Here is a 19430-nt window from a genome sequence, read left to right as displayed (position 1 = left end):
GACTACGCTTCAACCAAGTCCGATCAATCTACGTCAATGGATCAATCGACTATGGGCGCTTTATGGCAAACCGATTCGAAGCAGGCTGCGCTGCCAACTGACAGCCCGCATCAACCGCCATTGCCACACAACGCCCGCATGCGAACAGGGTGGTGGCGCCTGGTGTGGCTGGTGCTGTTGCTCGCTCTATTCGCCCTGGGCTGGGCCGCCAGCGTGGAGATGCGCACCTCGCGCCTGCAGGCCCGCTACCTGAGCCCGTTGGCCGCATCGCTCAGTTATCGCCTGGAGCCCGGCGCCAGCGATGCCATCGTGTATCCCGGCGACGGCCCGTTCGACCGGCGCCTGGGCTACAGCGCGCTGAATGAATTCCTACCGCGCCTGCTCAAACGCAATTACCTGATCCAGGCCCAGGCGCGTTTCTCCCCGGCCTTGCTGGGCTATGCCGAGCGCGGGCTGTTCGTGCCCTACGCGGAAAAAGTCCAGGCCGGCCTGAGCATCACCGATTGCCGCGCCGCGCCGCTGTACACCTTCACCTACCCGCAACAGCTCTATACGAGCTTTGCCGCGATCCCGCCGCTGGTGGTGCAGAGCCTGCTGTTCATTGAAGACCGCGACCTGCTCGACCCCAGGCAACCGCTGGCCAACCCGGCGGTCGACTGGCCGCGCTTTGCCAAGGCGGCCTGGTCGCAAGTGGCCAAACTCCTGCATTTGCCAGGGCAGACCGCCGGCGGTAGCACCCTGGCCACGCAGCTCGAAAAATATCGCCATTCGCCCGACGGCTTGACCGTGTCCGGCGGCGAGAAAATCCGCCAGATGCTGTCCGCCAGCGTCCGGGCCTACCAGGCCGGGCCCGACACCCTGGGCAGTCGGCAAAATATCGTGCGCGATTATCTCAACAGCGTGCCGCTGTCTGCGGTGCCTGGCCACGGCGAAGTGCATGGCCTGGCCGAAGGGCTGCGGGTGTGGTACGGCGCCGACTTCAATCAGGTCAACCAGGCCTTGAGCGACAGCGCGCAAGACCCGCCTAGCCTGGCCAGACGCGGCCTGGCCCTGCGCCAGGTGTTGTCGCTGATGATTGCCCAGCGCCGCCCCTCGCACTACCTGACAAAAGGCCGCGAAGAGCTGGCGCAATTGACCGACAGCCATATCCGCCTGCTCGCGCAGAACCAGGTGATCCCCGCCACCTTGTCCGCCGCCGCCCTCGCCAGCCCTGTGACCTACCGCGACTGGCAGCAGCAACCGACCCTGCAGCCGGTGGAAACCAACAAGGCCATCAACGTTGCGCGCAGCCGTCTCGCCAGCCTGCTCAACCGCTCGCTGTATGACCTCGACCGCCTCGATCTGTCGGCCACCAGCACCTTGCACTACGCGCTGCAAACCCAGGCCACCGACTACCTCAAGCACTTGGCCGACCCGACGTTCGCCGCGCAAATGGGCCTGCTCGGCCCGCGCCTGCTAACCCCGCAAAGCACGCCGCAGGTGCGCTACAGCTTCACCCTCTACGAACTGACACCCGACGGCGCACGCGTGCGGGTGCAGACCGACAACACCGACCAGCCGTTCGACATCAACGAAGGCAGCAAGCTGGAACTGGGCTCCACCGCCAAGCTGCGGGTGCTGACCACCTACCTGCAAATCATCACCGAGCTGCATGAGCGCTACCAGGCGCGCACGCCCGCCGAGCTGAAAAACGTCGAACTGCCCGAACAGGACGTGCTCTCGCGTTGGGCGCTGAATTACCTGACCCAGCACAGCGACCGCGACCTGTCGAAGATGCTCGACGCCGCCCTCGACCGCACCTATTCGGCCAACCCCGGCGAGGCGTTTTTCACCGGTGGCGGCCTGCACCGTTTCCATAACTTTCGCAACGAAGACAACGGCCGCGACCCGACCTTGCGCGATGCCCTGCGCGAGTCGATCAACCTGCCGTTCATTCGCTTGATGCGTGATCTGGTGCGCTACACCACCTATTCGGGCGAAGACAACAGCGCACGGCTGCTCAAGGACGACAACGACCCGCGCCGCCAGGAATACCTGGCCAAATTCGCCGACCACGAAGGCACCGCATTCCTGCTCAAGTTCTGGAAAAAATACCGCCACAAAGACACCCAGGCCCGGCTCGACACCTTCATGGACAGCCTGCACCCCACCGCGATCCGCCTGGCCGCCGTCCACCGCTACCTGCTGCCCCAGGCCAGCCAGGAGAGTTTCAACGGCTTCGTGCGCTCGCACCTGAAGCACCTCAAAACCACCGATAAGCTCACCGACGAGCGCCTCGAACGGCTCTACCAGAGCTACGGCCCCGGCGCTTACAACCTGCCGGACCAGGGCTATATCGCCAAGGTGCATCCGCTGGACCTGTGGTTACTGGGCTACCTGCTCAACCACCCCGAAGCGACCTTCGACGAGATCGTCAAAGCCAGTGAGTTCGAGCGCCAGGAGGTCTATAGCTGGTTGTTCAAGAGCCGCCACCAGAGTGCGCGTGACAGCCGGATTCGCACCATGCTGGAGATCGAAGCGTTCCTCGATATCCACCAGCGCTGGCAGGCCGTCGGCTATCCGTTCGACCACCTGGTGCCGTCGCTGGCCACCGCCATCGGCAGCTCCGGCGACCGCCCCGCCGCCCTCGCGGAACTGATGGGGATCATCCTCAACGACGGCGTGCGCCTGCCCGTGCTGCGTATCGACAGCCTGCAATTTGCCAGCGGCACGCCCTACGAAACCCACGTCGCCAACGACCCGAATCGCGGCAAACGGGTACTACCCAGCGAAGTCGCCACGGCGTTGCGCGGCGCGCTGTCGCAAGTGGTCGACGCCGGCACCGCCAAGCGCGTGGCCGGCAGCTTCAAACTGGCCGACGGCACACCGCTGGCGATGGGCGGCAAAACCGGCACCGGCGATAACCGCATCGAAGCCATGGGGGCCGGCGGGCGCATGCTCAGTTCGAAGTCGATCAACCGCACGGCGACGTTCGTGTTCTACATCGGCGCGCATCACTTCGGCACTCTCACCGCGTTTGTGCCGGGGGTGTCGGCGCAGCACTTTACCTTCACGTCAGCCTTGCCGGTGCAGGTGCTCAAGGGCATGGCGCCGATGCTCAACCCACTCCTGCAACCGGGCGACCCGGCGCTGTGCCTGGCGGGCAAACACTGACGCGCGGCTGCACTATCTATCTGCCACCACCGCGCAACAGCGCTGAACACACTGATGGATCACCCTTTTATCAGGACCTGATCCATGCCCGCTCTACCGCCACTCGACAGCGCCTTCAACGGCGCCCACTACGCGCACATCCGCGACGCCCTACCGCGCTGGCTCACCCAGGCCACGCCTGAACGCCTCGGCGCATTGACAGCCACCCGCCTCAACGTCGTGAGCACGCCAGCCCCGCTCAAGGCCGCGATTGCCGAGCACTGGCACCGGCAAAACCTGCTGGACCAACGGCTCGCCGGCTTGAACGATGTGTACGCCTTCGCAGAACCCTTGCTGAAAAACGCCCTGCGCGACTACGGCGCCGTGGAGGTACGCAACACTTACCTGCGCCTCTACGTCGACGCCAGCCAGGCCTGGTGGACGCTCAACGTGACCGGCGCCCAGACCAGCAAGACCGTCTCGTTGCTCGACGCGGCGCTGGGCAACTTCGCCGCCGACGACCGCTTTCTCGATTTCGCCTTCCTCGGGCCGAGCGACGCACGCGGCCAGCGCGATGTCGTGTCGATCACCCACCGCACCAGCGGCGCCCGGCTCACGGCGCAGCGCTTCAAAGCCATTTGCCGCCAGCTCGACATCGGCGCGCAGTATTAACTCAGGCTCAGCCAGGCGCTTGGCTTCAACCACCCGCCGCTGGCCCGCACGGTTCACGACGAAGTGGTCGCACGCCACAAGGCCGCGCTGAAAAGCGCCGCGCACCTGGCCCTGCTCCAGGGTGACCTCAAGCCCGACGCCCACGGCATGCTGCTTGAGCGGGTGAACGAGCAGCCGACGGCGCTCCAGGCCTATACCCTCAGCGTGATGAATGTCGCCCTGGTGGGCATCGTGCTGTTTATCGCCGCGCCAAGCCCCCGAGTGATCGCCTACGTCGCCGAAGACCCCGAGCACCCGCTCAAGGAATACCCGTCGCCGCAGGCGTTCATGGCCGAACTGACCCGTCAGTTGCGCGACCGGGCGCGCTATCAGGTGTTCTTCAGCCAGTTCGTGCCCCATGCCGAGCGCGGCGCTTTTTTTGCCGGGCTCAATGCGCGCCTCAGCCACATCCAGTGGCATCAGAAGGCCCGCACCGACAGCGGGCCGAGCTGGAAAGACACGCCGATCAGCGATCCCAACCTGCACTTCAGCGTGCAACGCTGGCAGGACGACTATCGCCAGCGCCCGCCGACACCTCACGCGGACACCCTGTGGAGTTACCTGTTTCGCGTGCAACTGAACAAAATCGTCAACGATGCGCGAACCCTCGCCGTGTCCACCGCCGACGTCGAGCGCCACGCCCGCTGGGCCTGGTGGGACAACCTGGAGCAGATGCTCGGCGACATCCTCAATGCCGCGTTGCTGGTGCTGACCCCGTTCGTGCCGGTGCTCGGCGAACTGATGCTGGTCTACAGCGCGTACCAGATCATGGACGAGGTGTTCGAAGGCCTCGTCGATTGGACCGAGGGCCGGCGCACCGAAGCCTGGGAACACGTGACGGGGGTGGCCGACAGCGTGATGCAGTTTGCCCTGTTTGCGGCGGGCGGCAGTCTTGGTCAATTGGCGCGGCTCAAACGCTCGCCCTTTATCGAAGGCCTGGTCCCGGTAGAGCGGGCCGACGGCACACGGCGGTTGTGGAACCCGGACATCCGCGCGTTCGCCCAGAAAAACCCGATCCCCGACGGCTCGGTGCCCTCGCCCTCGGGCCTGCATCAGCATGCTGGCAAAACCCTGCTGGCCCTCGGCGGCCAGCACCTGGAGGTGCAATACGACCCGCTCAGCGAAGCGCACCGCGTGGTCCACCCCGAACGCCCGGACGCCTACCGGCCACGCCTGCAATTGAACGGCGACGGCGCCGTGACCCATGAGGGCGAACGCCCGCGCACGTGGGAGCGCGCGCAATTGCTGCGCCGTCTTGGGCATCGGGTGCAACCGTTCAGCGACACGCAACTGGAGCAGCTAAGGGTTGCCAGCGCCACCGAAGACGGCGCGTTACGCCGCATGTACGAGCACAACGAACCCCTGCCGCCGCTGCTCGATGCCAGCCTCAAACGGCTCGAAGCGGACGAGTCCATCAGGGTCGCCAGTGAAAAAATCCGCGCAGGGCAAGCCTTGAGCGCCGACCCGAGCTCGGACTGGTTCGAGCAAATGGTCACCGAACTCGACGGCTGGCCCCAGGACAAAGCCCTGCAGGTGTTCCTCAAGCCCGACCTGAGCGGCACGTCGCACCGCTATGGCGCCGCGCACGCCAGCCCAGCCGACACCTTGCACATCAGCCTCGGCGAGGTGCTGTCCGGTCATTTGCCGGAACGGGTGCTGGGGTTTCTGGATGAAGCGGCGATCACCGCCCTGCTGGGCGTCGAGGTGCCCGAATCGCAGCGCGTACAAGCGTTGCGCGAGCAACTGGCCCGCTACGTACTGAGCCAGAGCCGCGATACCGCGCCGGCGGTCTACCGCGCCCGTGAAGCGAGCGACGACCCCGGCATCATCGGCCTGCGCCAGGACCACCCCGACCTCGACCTGAGCCTGGCCCGCCGCCTGCTGGAGACCGCCCGCCCGAGCGAACGCCAGGCCTTGGCCGACCAGCATCGCTGGCCGCTGCGCCTGCGCAACCTGGCCCATGAGCTGCACGTGGCCGCCGATTCGGTGCGCGCCTACGAAGGCTTCTATCCACCGGCGTCGCCCAGCCCGGCGACGGAAAGCCTGGTGCTCAAGACCCTGCTGTTTCATACCGATGCGCTCACCGATCTGCACATTCAAATCCGCCAAACCTCCATCACCGGCACCCTACGCAGCCAGGCCGGGCCGGACACCGCCAGCACGCGTCGAGTACTGGTGCGCAACAGCCTGGGTTACGCGGTCTACGACGCTGCAGGCCGGCAGTTGCACAGCCCGAGCAGTCTGTACGAGGCTGTGTTGCGGGTGCTGCCCGACGCGTCACGTAGCACGCTGGGTTACAACCCCGGCGACGGCGACGGCTTCCAAAACTGGTTGATGACCACCCTGGAACCCTTGGCCGAGCGCCGCAAGCTGCTGGCAGCGCCGGCAACCCACCGCGTCATGGAGCGACACACCCAGCAATTGCTCGGCGGCCCGCTGCTCAGTCGCTGCCGCGCAGCCCCAGCCGATACCCACGCGACGTTTGCGCGCGAGGTGCTGCAGCGCTTGTTTCCGAGCCTGAGCGAGCAACGCTTGAACCGTTTTATCGACGAAATCCCCCCCGACCAACTGAGCACCACCCTGAACGAGCTGACCCTGCAAAAACACACCCTGCGCACCCAATTGCAGGCCTGGAAACAATCGCCCACCCATCACCCCAAAGGCAGCGCGCAGGAACGCCAACAACTGGCCGCCCGCCGACGCCTGGCCCACCTGCTTGAACAGTGCTGGGGCGAGCGCTACGCCGAATACACCGACGATTGGGGCAGAACTCAGCCCGGCGCGCGGATCGATCTGGACGGCATGCCGTTACCCGAGTCGCTGCCTGCGCTGACCGTCAACTTTGAGCACGTGACGTTCCTGAACCTGAGCCAGAGCAGCGTCGGGCAAACCCATTGCGGCTTGCTCAAACACTTCCCGGCGCTGCGCTCCCTGGACCTGAGCCACAACAACCTGACGAGCTTGCCGGTCGAACTGGCGGCGATGCGGGTTCTGCGCAACCTGAACCTGTCGAACAACCGCATGGTGCTGTTCCCTGAAGACGTGACGCGCCTGCGCAATCTACGGCGCCTGCAAACCGTGATTCTGGACCACAACCCCCTCGCGGCCCCGCCGGACATCACGCGCATGCCCAACCTGCGCCGCCTCGACCTGAACCATACGCAAATCAGCCAATGGCCCCGCGGCCTGTTTGCCCACCCCAGGAACGACATGTTCGACCTCGACCTGAGCGGCAACCCGATCACCGCCCTGCCCGCGCTCACGCCGCAGCCCACCGCCGCACGCACCGTGGCGCGTACCCGCCTGGACCGCAACGCGCTGGACGACGATCAGCGCACCCTGTACGAGCGCTACCGCAGCGAGGCCGGGCTGGACCCGTATCGCACCTACGAACCCCAAGGCAGCAGCGACCCCTGGCTGGCTGGCGTCGACGCCAACACCCGGCGTATCCGCGAGCAATTGTGGGACGCGGTCGAAGACGAACACGGCTCCCAGGGCTTTTTCGAAGTGATCAAACTGCTTGAGCCTCCCGAGTTTTTTGAGAACCCCCAGGACCAGCAGCGCTATGCCCTCAACCAAGCGCAGCTGACGCAACGGGTGTGGCGCTTGATCAACGCCACCCACGCCGACAGCGCACTGCGCGAGCGGTTGTTCAAGCTGTCGAGCTTCCCCGGTTTGTGTGGCGATGGCGGCGCGCAGATTTTCAATGAGATGGGCATTGAGGTGATGGCCAGCGAAGCACGGCGCTTTTCGGTGACACTGCCTGAACTCGAAGGCCGACTGGTGACCCTGGCCAAAGGCGCGGCGCGCCTCAAACACCTGAACCAGGTGGCCCAGGCAGAAGTCGCCCGCCGCCTGCGGCCCAAAGCGGCCGGTGGCGAAGGCCTGCACCTGCGCTCAGAACGGGTGGATGGCGAAGCGGGCGAGGTGGACGAAGTGGATATCCACCTGGCCTACCAGACCGCGCTGGCCAACCTGCTGGACTTGCCCTGGCTGTCGGACCACATGCTGTACCGCGACACCGCCAATGTCAGCCCACCCCAGATCCAACAGGCTTACACCACCGTTCAGGCACTGGGCCAGGGCGACGGCCTGGTCAACCAGATCTTACTGGAGCCGTACTGGGAGACCTTCCTGCAGCAAACCTACGACACCCTCTCTCAACAGAATGCCAGCGCGTACACCGAGAAGTTCTACCGCCTGGACGACCTGCAAACCCTGCAGGCGCAATGGCGCGAGGAACAGGAACCGCAGCAGAAAGACCGGCTCAAAAACAAGCTCAAGGCACTCGCGGACGAACTGGAAACCACCGAAAGCGTCGTACTGACCGACACACCGATCAGTGAAGCGCTGAACAACCGCCTGCTCAACGACCTGGGGTACAAGGAGAAGGAATGGATGCGCGGCCTGACCCGCGAGGCCCTGAAAAAGGCCCGCCAACGCCATAACCGCGAGCCCTTGCCCGAACAATGAGGCAATGGCCGGCGCGAGGGTGCTCGCGCCGGCCGCCGTTACACCTCCGAATCCCAGATCACCGTGACGCTCCCTTCATAGGCGGCGGCCTCACCAGGCTGCAACATCGTCGCGACGTCATCACGCGCCACTTCGAAATGCAGGGTGCCAGGTTTGCGGTTCACGAACATGGTCGAGAGCAGCAACTGCGTGCCCGTGCCATCCAGCCGCAGCGGGCGACGCTGGATCGGCTGGCCCTCGGGGTCGACGATGCCGTAGGGCATGGTCACGCCGACCTGCAACGGCACCGAGCGCCCCGACGCGGCCTCACGTATCCGGCAGGTATTGTCCCCCGCCTCGACGTACTGGCACTGCAGGCCCATCTTGAAGCGCGAGGTGGAATAGAAGTTGAAGGTCTGATCCCTGAACAGCCGCGTCGGTTTACGCCCATGGCTCACCCAACCCTGCCAGCCACCCTGGGGCAGCAGCTCGACACGATCACCGCCGGGTGGGATCTCGACCTTGAGGACGTGGTCGACCGTGAGAATGAAATTCAGGGTGATCTGGTCATCGTCGGGCAACAGCACGTCGCCCATGTCGAAGTCTTTGTAAGGCCCCACGCTGAACGTGATCTGCCCGCGATACGTACCGGCCCTCATGCCCAATGGGTTGGGCGTGATCAACTCGTAGGTGAACCCCAAACCCTCCATCCAAAACGTCCCCATAGGCACGGCAGTGGCCGCTCTTTGCGCACATCCCCTGCTGCCTTCCGGCAACCCCCAGGTAAATGCATAGAACGAGGGGCTGCCGACCCCAGTACCGATGTATTGGCACGGTGCCGGGGGGTAAACCCATGATGATTCCCAACCCACGCCGGGACCGGGGTTCGGCTCGATCCACTTAAGCATCATGCCGATGCCACTGATACGGAATTGAAGGGTTTCCGCCTCTCCGGTGCTTTCGTGCAAGACCGTTATATTGCGGCGCTCGGTCGGCGCATGAAACAGGATATGGTTGCGATCGTCCCCGCCCGGCGTAATCGCCGAGTTCATCCGAAAATCAATCGGAAAGCCGATGCTGTAGCGCGTCTCGTTGCAATACTGCGGCGCCCAGGTGCAATAGCTGTTACCCGGTGGCGTGTGGTTTTTGAACACGTTACGCGAAGGCTGGCTGGGGTCCGGCCGGAACGAGGCCAGGATATCCACGGTGGCCGCCGTTGCGTCAGCGGGCAGCCCCAGGAGCAGGCCGACCAGCCAAAGCCCCAACAGCGTGTGTTTGATTTGCATGGGTTCACTCGTCCTCGAACGATTCAAATACGCTGCGCCGCTCATGGGCGCAACGCGTCAAAGATGATCTGCACATTGCCGAAGTACTGGCCGGGGAGATAACCGTCGTCAGGCTTCTGCGCGGCGATTTCCAGCAGCACGCGTTTGCCGACGCGGGCCTCGTCTTCCGGCACCACGCGCACGGCGGCAAGCCCCAGCACCTGCTGGTTGAAGGTGACGTTCAAGGCAATGTTGTCGCTGCCGTTGAACAACACCGGCTCATAGGCGAGGTAGGCATCCACCGCGCCCAGCACGTTTTTCACGTCGAAATACTCCCGCAGCGCGGTCAGGGTTTCAGTCACCGGGTTCCAGTTCAGCGTTTGCTCACGCTCCAAAAAACCGGGGTTGAGCGGCAACACATAAAAGTCACTGGTGGGCACCTTGACCGACACCTGGAACACCGCCTCTTCGCGAGCCGCCAGGGCGCTGAAGCTGAGCAGGCTCAATAGGCCCAGTACCGTCAGAACCCTGCACACTGGCCAACGGCTCATCCTTTCACCTCTAGATTTTTCTGGTTGTCGCCTTCCTGCAGCTTGAAGGTGTATTGGCGCCCGGCGTCCTTAGTGAAGGTAAAGGCGCGCCCCGGCAGCACGTGGTTTTTGGTGGTCGGATGGCAGTCGGTCGGTTTACCGGCCACGCAGTTCTTGAACTCGTCGACCACGATCACGCTGTTGCCGTTGTTGCGCAGCTCATAGCGGCCGGCACCGTCGTCGATGCGCGTGTCGTAGCGGGTGTCCTTGGGCCGCACGAAAAACACCGTGCCGTAGCCGGCCAATACGCTGACGCCGGCCTGCAAGGTTTTTTGATAGGCCTCGCGCTCTTCGTCGGACACGGCGAAGGCGTCCTCTTTTTCCGGCACCACCGGGATGTAGCGCACCCGGAAGTAACGCTCGCTGGCCCGCTCGCCCATGTACAACAAGCGCGTGCCCTGCATGCCGTTGGCCGGCACGATCAGCCGTGCGGGGCTGGCCATCAGGCCATCCCGTGCGGTGGCGTCAGCCTGGGTGTGCAGCGGCACTTCCTGGGGCACGCCGCTGGCGTCGTAGACGATTTCGAGGATCTCGACCTTGACGAAGGCGGTACTGGTGCCGCCGTTGAAGATGCGTTTCAGGTAACTGCTTTTGCTGCCGTCCAGGTAGTCGTAGACCACGCCGACGTTGATATTCGGGCCCGCCTGGACCCCAAAGGACACCATCCACACGCCCAGGATTGCGGCTAATACTTTCATTGTTTTACACCCTCATTAACGATTGGCCCGACGCCAACGCACTAGACTTGCGAATCCCAAATAGCCGTGACCGCGCCCGCGCAAGTGCCCCTGCCCTATACGTCGTGATGTGCATGACGTCAGTCCTGTAAGAATCAGCCCGACTTCTGCTGGGTGAGTGCGGCATCCGCCAAGGTGTCCGGCGTGCAGCGCAGGTCACCGATCATCAGCACATCGTTTTCAGTGCGGGCCAGGCTCGGGTCGAGACGGAACTGGCAGAGCAACTGGTTGCCCTGGCGCACTTGCAGGGTCGGCGAGCCGGCGTTCATTTCCATCGAGAAGAACCCGTCCACCTCGCTGACCCCACGGCTGGCGTGGTTGATCACGTGATGGCCCTTGAGCGGCCGGCCTTGTGGGTCGACCAGGCGACCGAGCACGGTGACGGTTTTCATCACGCTGATCTTGCGGTAGTCCACCCCGCCCTTGTTGATGTGGTAGGCGCTGCGCGGCGGCTGGATGTTCGCCGACGGCGGGTGGTTGCCTTCGAAGTCGAACGCCACCGAGCCGGTTCTGTAAGCGGTGAGCGGTACAAAGTTACGCCCCGGCCGCAGCGCGGTGCTGCCACCGCTGAGGTCGTCGGCGCGCAAGGTGATGTCGTCCAGGTCGGTCTCCACATCGACGATCATGCCGGCGCCGTTGCCGTGGTACTGGCTGGTCAGCGCCATCTTCTGGCCGCCGACGGCGAAGGTGCTGTGCAGGTTCAGGCCACCGGTGAGGTTGCCGTTGTAGGAGGAACGCTGGGCGAAAACATCGCCGCCGACGGTGTCACCGTGGAAGCTAGTCATGCCGGACAGGCCGACGCCGTAGGTGTCGGTCAGCACGGTGGCCGAGACGTTCTGTAAGACGTGATCGGGCATGCTTTTGCGGTACGTCAACGAGCCATTGTTGTCGCGCTTGCCGTCGCGGGAAGTGCGCGAGCCGATGCTGCCCGACCACTGTTCGCCCGGCCCGCCGAGGGCCAGGTTGAGGGTCAGGTCGACGCCACGGTTGCGCTGGTCGCCGGTGCTGCGGCTGGCGGGGCGGTCAAACAGCGACAGGCGCCAGTTGGCATCGCTGCCAAACAACACATCGTGTTTGCTCCAGCCCAGGTCCAGGCCAACCCCCTCGACATTGCCTTGGCTGTGGGACAGGCGGGCATTGAGCGAATGTTGGTTGAGCAGACGATGATTGATCGACAGCGACGAGGTGCTGGTCTGGCCGACAAAGGTTTGTCGGGAGCGCAGCCGTGTACCGTCGGGCAGGGTGTCGTAGGTGTTGCGCGTGTCCAGCCAACTGCGGTTGTGGCTGGCAATCACGCTGCCGGCGCCATAACTGTAGAGGCCTTGCACGTCCATGCCGGTGCCGTGGTCCTGGGTCTGGTAGACGTTGGCGTAGACGCTCGCCTGGGTCGCCAGCGTCCAGTCGATGGAGCTGCCGTATTGCATGCGGTCCTGCACCTGGCGAGCGGACAGGCCGAGGATCACGCGCGGGTGCAGCAGGTAATTGACCGAGGCGCCGGCGGTCATGTCGCCTTTGTCGCGCTGATCCCAGTTGTTGAGCAGGGTGCTTTCGCGGCCGGCGAACAGGTTGTAGCGCCAGCGCTCGTCGTGGTTGCGCCAGTTATTGGGCTTGTACACCAGCTCCTGGGTGGTGGCCGTGACCTGGCCGTCTTCGACCAGGCGCACTTCCACTTCATAAATGCCACCGGGCAGCGCGCGCGTGTCGATGCTTTGCAAACCGGCCGCCACTGGCTGGGTGTTGATCAGCAGGCCGTTGCGATAAATCTCTACCGAGCCTTGGCGGTTGGAGGTGACGTAGATCGGGTACACGCTGGGCTTGGGGTTGCTGATCGCGAGGCTGTCGGAACTGCCGAGCATCACACCCACGGCCACATCCGGCGCCGCCCCAAAGGAGCGCGGCTGGCGATTAAGCCCTTCGGAAGTGGGCGTGAAATAGCCCAGGCGCAGGAACTGGCCTTCGAATTCGCGCTGGGCATACAGCGAATACAACGCGTGATACAGCTGCGTGTCCGGCCCGCCGAGGCGTGCCAGTTGCAGGTTGAGCGCGTGGCTCCAGTTCCCCAGGCTGCTGCTGGCTTCAACCCCGAAACGTCCGCCGAGTGCCTGGTCTTGCCCGCCGTTGAGGTTCAACTGGTTGCTGACAATCAAGCCCGTGCTGCCGTCTTTGGGTTGGTGGTAATAACGCTGATGATCGGTGTCGTGCTCGGCGTTCTGCGTGAGGATCGAGACCAGCGAGTTTTCCAGGTTGTAATGCACCGCCAACATCTTCTCCGGGCAGTGTTGCGTGCAACTGCCTAGCGCGACGCCTTGTTGCAAGTAACTGCTCCAGGTATCGCGCTCAGCGGGTTTGATCGGGCTGTCGCTGGTATCGGTAAAGTCCAGCAGCGTGAGGCGATCATCGCGCGAAAGCACCACCATTGCCTCGCCCATGAACACTTCGTCGCGTTCTATGCGCACGGCCAGCGGCACATCAAAAAAATGCTCTTCGAATTCGCTCGGCAAACCTTTCGCCTGAGCCAGCAAACTGCGCGGCGTGTAACTGTTGTCAGCCGCGGCCAAGGCAGCCGAACAGGCAAGCAGGGCCAGCGCCGCCGCGATGGGTTTCATCGGGAACATGAACTTAATACTCTAGGGCGAACAGCAAACCATCGGAGCACCGACCCCAGGCGAACACCGCCTGCGGTCGGTGGGTGTGATCAATAAGGCAAACCCTTATCGATTGCCGGGCGCTTAAAACGTGGTGCGCGGCACGTTGTCGAAGATCACGGTGGCCGTGGTGGTGTATTGACCGTTCTGAGTGTCCGCTGGCTTGGCGGCCTTGATGGTCATCAGCTTTTGCAGACCCGGGTTGGACTCTGCGTCGGCAGCCACTTCCAAAGGGGCGCCGGTCAGGACGACGTCGCCCAGGCTGATGGTCAGCGCGATAGCGTCTGTACCGTTGGTGAGCGATGCCGGGCCGTCCTGCAGGTAAGCGTCGATCGAGCCACCGGTGTTTTTCAGGGTGAACATGGAAGACAGCGTGCTCAACTCACCGGTCACGGTGTTGTAGGACATGATTTCGTCACGACCGAAGTTGGGGTCCAGGGGTTGAGCGTGGAACTGCTTGGTAGGGATATCGGCCTTGATGTTGATCGTGGTGCTTGCATCGTTGGCGGCCATCGCAACCGAAGAGCCCAGTACGGCAACAGCCAGAGGGAGCAGAACAGTAAACTTCTTGATCATGCTTGAATACCTGTAGTCATTTAAAGGAAGGCGGTTAACTCAAAAGCAAGCCAGGACTCACTTCCAACTAACACACTGGCATTGAGGTTCAGTGTTTTGGTGAACGTTCAACGCCAGGGCATATTCGATCAAATCAACTTTAAGATATGCAGGCACGCTCCGAGAAACATGCAAGCCACTAGGCCATTACGCAGGAGGAAGAAATACAATAAATACGACTTTTAAAAAAATGACTGTAAGAATTGAATGACGCACAGATATATCGACAAAAGCAGTACAGATATAAAAACCAACTTAGCCGATAAGACCGCGACTGTAGTATTGAAACTACGTGCGAGCATTATTCTATACGTTCAAACTGTGCGGCACCGGTTGACCACGGTGTTATTGACGTAGGAGATGGACGTTTCGCGCCTCTCCCTTGTTAAGCCCAACCTGGCGGCACGCTTGACGACGCATAGCTATTCACTATGATTGACTTTAAATCGAACCGACGAATATTAGTGTAGAATCAATCACCAAGGATCGACCGATGTGGACACCCGTGAGTGGGTGGCTACATCCGCCAAACTGTCAGTGGCAGGCTGCGGCGATATCAAATTCAATCAGGAGTCCCCCTCAGCATGGCAATCACCGCGAAAACCCGATCTGTCACGGCTCACGTCCCTGAGCAACTGGCCCAAAAGATCGATTTGATGGCAGAGCGTCTGGAGCGTTCCAAAAACTGGATCGTCAAGCAGGCTCTGTCCGCTTGGATAGAGCAGGAAGAAGAGCGTAGTCGCCTGACCCGTGAGGCCTTGGCCGATGTTGACGCTGGCCGCGTTATTGACCACCAAGCTGTCCAGGCCTGGGCTGATAGCCTCAGCACCGACACTCCGTTGACGGTGCCGCGCTGATGGAGTTGAAGTGGACAAGCAAGGCGTTTTCCGACATTACCCGGCTGTACGAGTTTCTGGCGTCGGTGAATCAGCCTGCCGCCGCACGAACAGTGCAGCAACTCACGGCGGCCCCTATCACACTGCTGACCAACCCACGCATTGGTGAACGCCTGGAAGAGTTCGAGCCAAGGGATGTGCGTCGAATTCAGATCGGCCATTACGAGATGCGTTACGAGATAGTGGATTCGACTATCTACCTGCTGCGCCTGTGGCACACCCGTGAAGACCGATAGCCAGGCTGGACTGGGGCCCGGACCGGCCGCTGTCATTTGCAGGTAGCGATGGCCCGTGGCATTGACACAGCGACGGCCTTCCAAAACGCCCTCCTGAACGCATCAACGCTAAAAAAATCGCGCCCCCCTGAGCTGGTCGGTAATCCGCGTTGGGACCGGGGAACCCAGCCCAACACCTGCCCCAGCCAGCCAAATCCCCGTCACGTCTTGACCAACATCTGTGACCACGCCCGGCGACCCACGCACATTGAGCGAGATATAGACCGGCAGGATTCACGGCGGCGGCTATTTTGTAGTCGAGCGATCCGTATCGGATGTCGAACGAATGAACGCCGGGGGCGGCGGTGTACGGGGTTTGCAGGGACAGCTTGGAGCCCTCAGGGTCAGCCCCCTATTCCCCTCAGAACACACTTCGTATAACTACGCTCCATCAGTTGCAATCTGTCCCACCTCTTTTCTGCGGAAGGCCATCTGTTATCTCATAGTAGCTGCCCTTTTGTGCCACACAGATGTGCTCTATCAGTGTCAGCCCTGCTGGCTCGTTGAACGTGCCAGCTGCAATCGAGATATACCCCTCATCTCGATTTTCCGAAAATATCTGTGCTCCACACCGAGAACAAAAACCACGGTGCGTGGTTGGCGATGAGCGGTACCAACGCAGCTTGCCGACGCTTATTAGTTCAAGGTCTGCCTTATCACAGGCGGCGTAGGCGGCAAAGTGGCTATGCAAGCGGCGGCAGAATACGCAGTGACAGGCAACGACATTGCGCAATTCGCCCCGAACGATATAGCGCACCGAACCGCATAGACATCCGCCGGTCGCTCGGATCTGTTTTACCTCCACCTCTGACATTACGCGCTCCCCTTGTAATTATGGATTTTAGGACTACAATTCTGGAACTATAGTTCTTTTGAGTAACGATCATGTTCAACGGAATTGTGCAATTTTTTGATACTCTGTCCACAACGCGTCGGCGTCGTGCCAATTTACGGTTCACCAACAGCCTCAGCGACGAGGTCCTACGTGATACTGGCGTGGAGCGAATTGAGCTTGTGGCGAGCTTTGTCTCACCGCAGCCTGGATGCCGGGAGCAGTCTGAGGAGAATCGCGCTGGAAAATGTCTTCCCCATGGTTGAAATCATAGAATGCTAAATACTTTGAATGACATAGCCTTCGATGACGCGGCGCGGTGCATGGCTGAACTCGGCCACCCTCATCGTCTACAGATATTTCAACTTTTAATCCGGGTCGGGGATGCCGGGCTCGCCGTGGGGGAGATTCAACAACAACTTGGCATTCCCAAATCGACTCTTGCCCACCATCTTGCTCAGCTTGTTGCTGCGGGCTTGATGACTCAAGAGCGACAAGGCAGGGTGCAGCGTTGCCGAATCGACGCCGGACGTGCAAGGGCCCTGGTAGCATTTTTTGTCACGGACTGCTGCGAAGGCCTACCGGGAGTTGAAGGGTTGTTTCATAAGTAAGACAGGCCCGTTATAAAAAACAATATTCTAATTATGCATTCTCAGCGTCTTGGTCGGTAATGCGACGAAATGAAATGACTGTTGCTTTTAAGTTTTAGCGTAAGGCTGTGAGCAATAAGATATCGAAATCGTATTTTGAGTAATGGCGAAGAATATATGATGGTGATTTTATTTTGGGGTTATCTTCGGAGCTACATGGAGAATTTTATCTTCGGTGGTGTCTCCGGTGTCTCTGGCAAGATTGTCGGAAAGTTGCCTTGATATGACCGAACAAGATGGTCGGCAAACTGCCTATAAATATCTCCGCTCGAGTTGACTGCTATAATAAGTTTGGAGTTTGGCAAAGTAGGGAAGTCATGTTCCTCACCTAAAATTACTTCATCCTTGCTAATGGCATTGTAAGGGAGTATTGCTATACCCAATCCGGCAGAAACCGCTTTTTTTATGTTTTCGTATGACGATCCAGTATATGCGATTTTTACCTGTTTATTCTCCTTCCTAAGTACTTCGAGCGCAGCCCTACGGTACGAACAACCTTCTGGAAATAGAATGAGAGGTAATTCGTGGCTTTTGTTAAAGTTAGTATTTTCCCTTCCAACCCAATGGAGTGATTCTGTTTTAAGTGGACGGTAGTGGGAAAATCCATTTTCTTCGAAGTCTGTCGTTCTTTTAAAGAGAGCGACATCAAGCTCGTTAGCTCTAACCAAAGTCAAGATTTTATCCGAGAGCGTAGCGTGCACCTCGACTTTCAATTGAGGATTTACAGCAAAATAACTCGATAAAGCGCTGTATATATAAGCGATACTGAAGTCGTCAGGTACCCCTAGCCGAACAAGGCCGCGCACAGGCGATTTTTGGAGCGTTCCAATTGCAACTGAGACTGTATTAAGTATCTCATTTACCTGAGGTAGAAAGTGCTTTCCTTCGTCAGTTAGACCAATAACTCGCCCTTGACGCCGTTCGAGCAGCTTACAGCCTACTATCTGTTCAAGCTTTTTAAGATTTTGCGTAATGGCGGACTGCGATCTGTGCAGTTTTTTGCTGGCACTTATGAAGCCGCCATCCAAAGCGATTGTAGCGAACGTCCTCAGGTGCTCTAACGTTGCACGGCGGTCGCCCAGATGTGACCAAATTTCCTTCTCCATTGCCCCATGCTCCAGCATTATTCAACGGCGCTTGTAAGATCTTTGGCAGCAATCACTGCGACCTGCAAGCCTTCCCCAAATCCCCTTCGAACCAATCTTGCCATCTTCTTTGAATCTATCAGTAATTATAGGATGAGTCATTGAGTGTTGGATCCAATCCGTCGCATTTTGTTTCAGTTCGACGAGTATGCCTTCGCAAATATGAAAATTTTGAAGCCGCAATCCCGCAGAGCGATAGCCCACGCCTGGTCAGCCGCCGACCGATGCGTAACGAGGTAGCAAAATTTCTTATTATGAATAGAGGATTATTAATTTTCCAAACACCGCTCGGCCTGCCATCGTTCTACCTAACGGACAAGTATCAGATGCTTAGGTATTGGACTCTTGTCGACCGGCTTGAGAGCTAGGATCACCCCTCGATCGACAGAAAAATGCTCTCTCTCGAGAGATATCAGTTTGCGCTCAACCCAGTCACCTGAGGCTATATAGAAGTTATAACTTTTATGAAACAGTAGGGAGCACCCAATATGAATACGCTAACTAACGGGAAAATTGAATCGTTTCATATCGACGTAAAAACAGCTAATTTCTTCGGGCTCCACCACGCCGAACGCCTCAAGGAGGTGCTTGAGATCCACCTCAGCGACCGCTCTTACCGTCCGAAGGACGACGATTTACTGAGTGATTGGGTTGCTAGCGTCACTGCGCCGGCGTTCCACATTTTGGCTAAGGAAGGTTTTCGTGCTCGCGACTTTTGCACGATCGGTACCGGTGCGGGTCTTGATGCCCTGGCGGCGATAGAAATTCTTGAATCCAAAAATATTTTTATAACGGATTTACATGAGGATGTCGTATCACTCGCAGCTAAAAACATTGTAGGAAATATAAGGGAGAGTGACATATTGGTCGCCACGGGCACTGGCGACATGATAAGTCCAGTGGTAGACGCTAACTTTAGAGCGGACCTTCTCTACGAGAATTTGCCGAACATTCCGATTGAGGTTGAGAGCGATCTTCATAGTGGACAGAATAGTTCGACTTTTGTCGCTAGGCGCAAGGAGAATCTCCCGAAATTTGTTTCGCAACACCTACTTTCTCTACACTTTCTTATGCTGAAAAATGCACGTTCTATACTCCGACCAGGCGGTAGGATTCTATCCTCGATTGGTGGACGAGTGCCTCTTGAAGTCATACTTAAACTTGCATCGGCAACTAACTACAGCGGCAGAATTCTCGCTTATACTTGGAAGGTGCAATCTGAGCCTGAGGACGTTATTGGTGGGTATGCTCATTGGGAACAAGCTGGCTTTGGCCCCTTTAAATTTTATCCAGTAGATATTCTGAAAGTTATCTTTAACAAGCCAACGTTCGTAGTCGAAAGTAGCGATGCACTTGAGTTTGAGCAAGCTCTGGCGGGTTATGAGTTGAGTGCTGTTCAAGCGCTACAAGGGTTTCAGGACGGAATTCAAATAGGCCATACGGTTGCGGTGCTGGAATCAACTGATTGGTAAACTGTTAACAATC

At 59.9% G+C, this 19430-nt stretch carries 14 protein-coding genes and 1 pseudogene; 7 read left to right on the top strand and 8 right to left on the bottom strand.

Translation table 11 applies throughout. From position 1 onward, the window contains the following. Positions 1 to 51 precede the first annotated feature (51 nt). From ACS5Q8_RS05610 to ACS5Q8_RS05600, 3 genes and pseudogenes are all read left to right on the top strand, one after another. A complete protein-coding gene (locus tag ACS5Q8_RS05610) occupies positions 52 to 3153 on the top strand; it encodes a transglycosylase domain-containing protein (RefSeq protein WP_465159907.1) in 3102 nt (1033 codons plus the stop codon). A gap of 84 nt (positions 3154 to 3237) precedes the next feature. Next, positions 3238 to 4191 (top strand): annotated as a pseudogene (locus ACS5Q8_RS05605) (dermonecrotic toxin domain-containing protein); the annotation flags it as partial. Between the two features lie 324 nt (positions 4192 to 4515). Beyond that, positions 4516 to 8316, top strand: a complete 3801-nt coding sequence (locus ACS5Q8_RS05600; RefSeq protein WP_465160353.1) for an NEL-type E3 ubiquitin ligase domain-containing protein — start codon at positions 4516 to 4518, stop codon at positions 8314 to 8316. Positions 8317 to 8354: 38 nt separating this feature from the next. On the opposite strand, the gene ACS5Q8_RS05595 is transcribed toward ACS5Q8_RS05600, so the two are convergent. From ACS5Q8_RS05595 to ACS5Q8_RS05575, 5 genes are all read right to left on the bottom strand, one after another. Further along, entirely contained in the window at positions 8355 to 9581 is a 1227-nt protein-coding gene (locus ACS5Q8_RS05595) for a hypothetical protein (protein ID WP_465159906.1), read from the bottom strand. A gap of 41 nt (positions 9582 to 9622) precedes the next feature. Beyond that, positions 9623 to 10111, bottom strand: a complete 489-nt coding sequence (locus ACS5Q8_RS05590) for a CS1 type fimbrial major subunit (protein ID WP_443694298.1) — start codon at positions 10109 to 10111, stop codon at positions 9623 to 9625. Continuing rightward, positions 10108 to 10848, bottom strand: coding sequence for a molecular chaperone (locus ACS5Q8_RS05585; RefSeq protein ID WP_443698533.1), 741 nt, complete (start codon positions 10846 to 10848; stop codon positions 10108 to 10110). Before ACS5Q8_RS05585 ends, ACS5Q8_RS05590 begins: the two co-directional genes overlap by 4 nt. Positions 10849 to 10982: 134 nt before the next feature. Beyond that, a complete protein-coding gene (locus ACS5Q8_RS05580; protein ID WP_426099631.1) occupies positions 10983 to 13502 on the bottom strand; it encodes a TcfC E-set like domain-containing protein in 2520 nt (839 codons plus the stop codon). Positions 13503 to 13616: 114 nt separating this feature from the next. Continuing rightward, positions 13617 to 14108, bottom strand: coding sequence for a CS1 type fimbrial major subunit (locus tag ACS5Q8_RS05575; protein ID WP_276196670.1), 492 nt, complete (start codon positions 14106 to 14108; stop codon positions 13617 to 13619). 623 nt (positions 14109 to 14731) lie between these two features. Here ACS5Q8_RS05575 and ACS5Q8_RS05570 point away from each other — a divergent pair. After that, positions 14732 to 15004, top strand: coding sequence for a CopG family ribbon-helix-helix protein (locus ACS5Q8_RS05570; RefSeq protein ID WP_247397627.1), 273 nt, complete (start codon positions 14732 to 14734; stop codon positions 15002 to 15004). After that, complete coding sequence (locus ACS5Q8_RS05565; RefSeq protein ID WP_426099632.1) at positions 15004 to 15279, top strand: type II toxin-antitoxin system RelE/ParE family toxin; 276 nt, start codon at positions 15004 to 15006, stop codon at positions 15277 to 15279. The genes ACS5Q8_RS05570 and ACS5Q8_RS05565 overlap by 1 nt, the downstream gene beginning before the upstream one ends. Before the next feature lie 108 nt (positions 15280 to 15387). On the opposite strand, the gene ACS5Q8_RS05560 is transcribed toward ACS5Q8_RS05565, so the two are convergent. Together ACS5Q8_RS05560 and ACS5Q8_RS05555 are read right to left on the bottom strand one after the other, a co-directional pair. Further along, positions 15388 to 15483 carry a hypothetical protein gene (locus tag ACS5Q8_RS05560; protein WP_426120541.1) on the bottom strand — a complete coding sequence of 32 codons (96 nt, stop codon included), beginning with the start codon at positions 15481 to 15483 and terminating at the stop codon, positions 15388 to 15390. Between the two features lie 226 nt (positions 15484 to 15709). Beyond that, a complete protein-coding gene (locus ACS5Q8_RS05555) occupies positions 15710 to 16132 on the bottom strand; it encodes a GFA family protein (protein ID WP_426099634.1) in 423 nt (140 codons plus the stop codon). A gap of 293 nt (positions 16133 to 16425) precedes the next feature. Here ACS5Q8_RS05555 and ACS5Q8_RS05550 point away from each other — a divergent pair, with 293 nt between their 5' ends. Next, positions 16426 to 16761, top strand: a complete 336-nt coding sequence (locus ACS5Q8_RS05550; protein ID WP_426120540.1) for an ArsR/SmtB family transcription factor — start codon at positions 16426 to 16428, stop codon at positions 16759 to 16761. Between the two features lie 191 nt (positions 16762 to 16952). Here the strand turns inward: ACS5Q8_RS05550 and ACS5Q8_RS05545 are convergent, their stop codons facing one another. After that, positions 16953 to 17906: a LysR family transcriptional regulator gene (locus tag ACS5Q8_RS05545; RefSeq protein WP_426099636.1), complete on the bottom strand. Its 954-nt coding sequence runs from the start codon at positions 17904 to 17906 to the stop codon at positions 16953 to 16955. 527 nt (positions 17907 to 18433) lie between these two features. Here ACS5Q8_RS05545 and ACS5Q8_RS05540 point away from each other — a divergent pair. Next, positions 18434 to 19417, top strand: a complete 984-nt coding sequence (locus tag ACS5Q8_RS05540; protein WP_443699718.1) for a hypothetical protein — start codon at positions 18434 to 18436, stop codon at positions 19415 to 19417. The last annotated feature ends 13 nt before the right edge of the window (positions 19418 to 19430 follow it).

It is taken from the genome of Pseudomonas sp. PAMC25584 (assembly GCF_058135675.1).
This window is presented reverse-complemented; position numbering and strand designations above follow the sequence as displayed.

What these genes read in the sequence shown, in the direction of transcription:
- ACS5Q8_RS05595 (WP_465159906.1), bottom strand. Translation starts at nt 9,581, where the DNA reads ATGCAAATCAAACACACGCTGTTGGGGCTTTGGCTGGTCGGCCTGCTC.
- ACS5Q8_RS05550 (WP_426120540.1), top strand. Translation starts at nt 16,426, where the DNA reads ATGCTAAATACTTTGAATGACATAGCCTTCGATGACGCGGCGCGGTGC.
- ACS5Q8_RS05555 (WP_426099634.1), bottom strand. Translation starts at nt 16,132, where the DNA reads ATGTCAGAGGTGGAGGTAAAACAGATCCGAGCGACCGGCGGATGTCTA.
- ACS5Q8_RS05540 (WP_443699718.1), top strand. Translation starts at nt 18,434, where the DNA reads ATGAATACGCTAACTAACGGGAAAATTGAATCGTTTCATATCGACGTA.
- ACS5Q8_RS05545 (WP_426099636.1), bottom strand. Translation starts at nt 17,906, where the DNA reads ATGGAGAAGGAAATTTGGTCACATCTGGGCGACCGCCGTGCAACGTTA.
- ACS5Q8_RS05565 (WP_426099632.1), top strand. Translation starts at nt 15,004, where the DNA reads ATGGAGTTGAAGTGGACAAGCAAGGCGTTTTCCGACATTACCCGGCTG.
- ACS5Q8_RS05585 (WP_443698533.1), bottom strand. Translation starts at nt 10,848, where the DNA reads ATGAAAGTATTAGCCGCAATCCTGGGCGTGTGGATGGTGTCCTTTGGG.
- ACS5Q8_RS05580 (WP_426099631.1), bottom strand. Translation starts at nt 13,502, where the DNA reads ATGTTCCCGATGAAACCCATCGCGGCGGCGCTGGCCCTGCTTGCCTGT.
- ACS5Q8_RS05570 (WP_247397627.1), top strand. Translation starts at nt 14,732, where the DNA reads ATGGCAATCACCGCGAAAACCCGATCTGTCACGGCTCACGTCCCTGAG.
- ACS5Q8_RS05600 (WP_465160353.1), top strand. Translation starts at nt 4,516, where the DNA reads ATGCTCGGCGACATCCTCAATGCCGCGTTGCTGGTGCTGACCCCGTTC.
- ACS5Q8_RS05610 (WP_465159907.1), top strand. Translation starts at nt 52, where the DNA reads ATGGGCGCTTTATGGCAAACCGATTCGAAGCAGGCTGCGCTGCCAACT.
- ACS5Q8_RS05590 (WP_443694298.1), bottom strand. Translation starts at nt 10,111, where the DNA reads ATGAGCCGTTGGCCAGTGTGCAGGGTTCTGACGGTACTGGGCCTATTG.
- ACS5Q8_RS05575 (WP_276196670.1), bottom strand. Translation starts at nt 14,108, where the DNA reads ATGATCAAGAAGTTTACTGTTCTGCTCCCTCTGGCTGTTGCCGTACTG.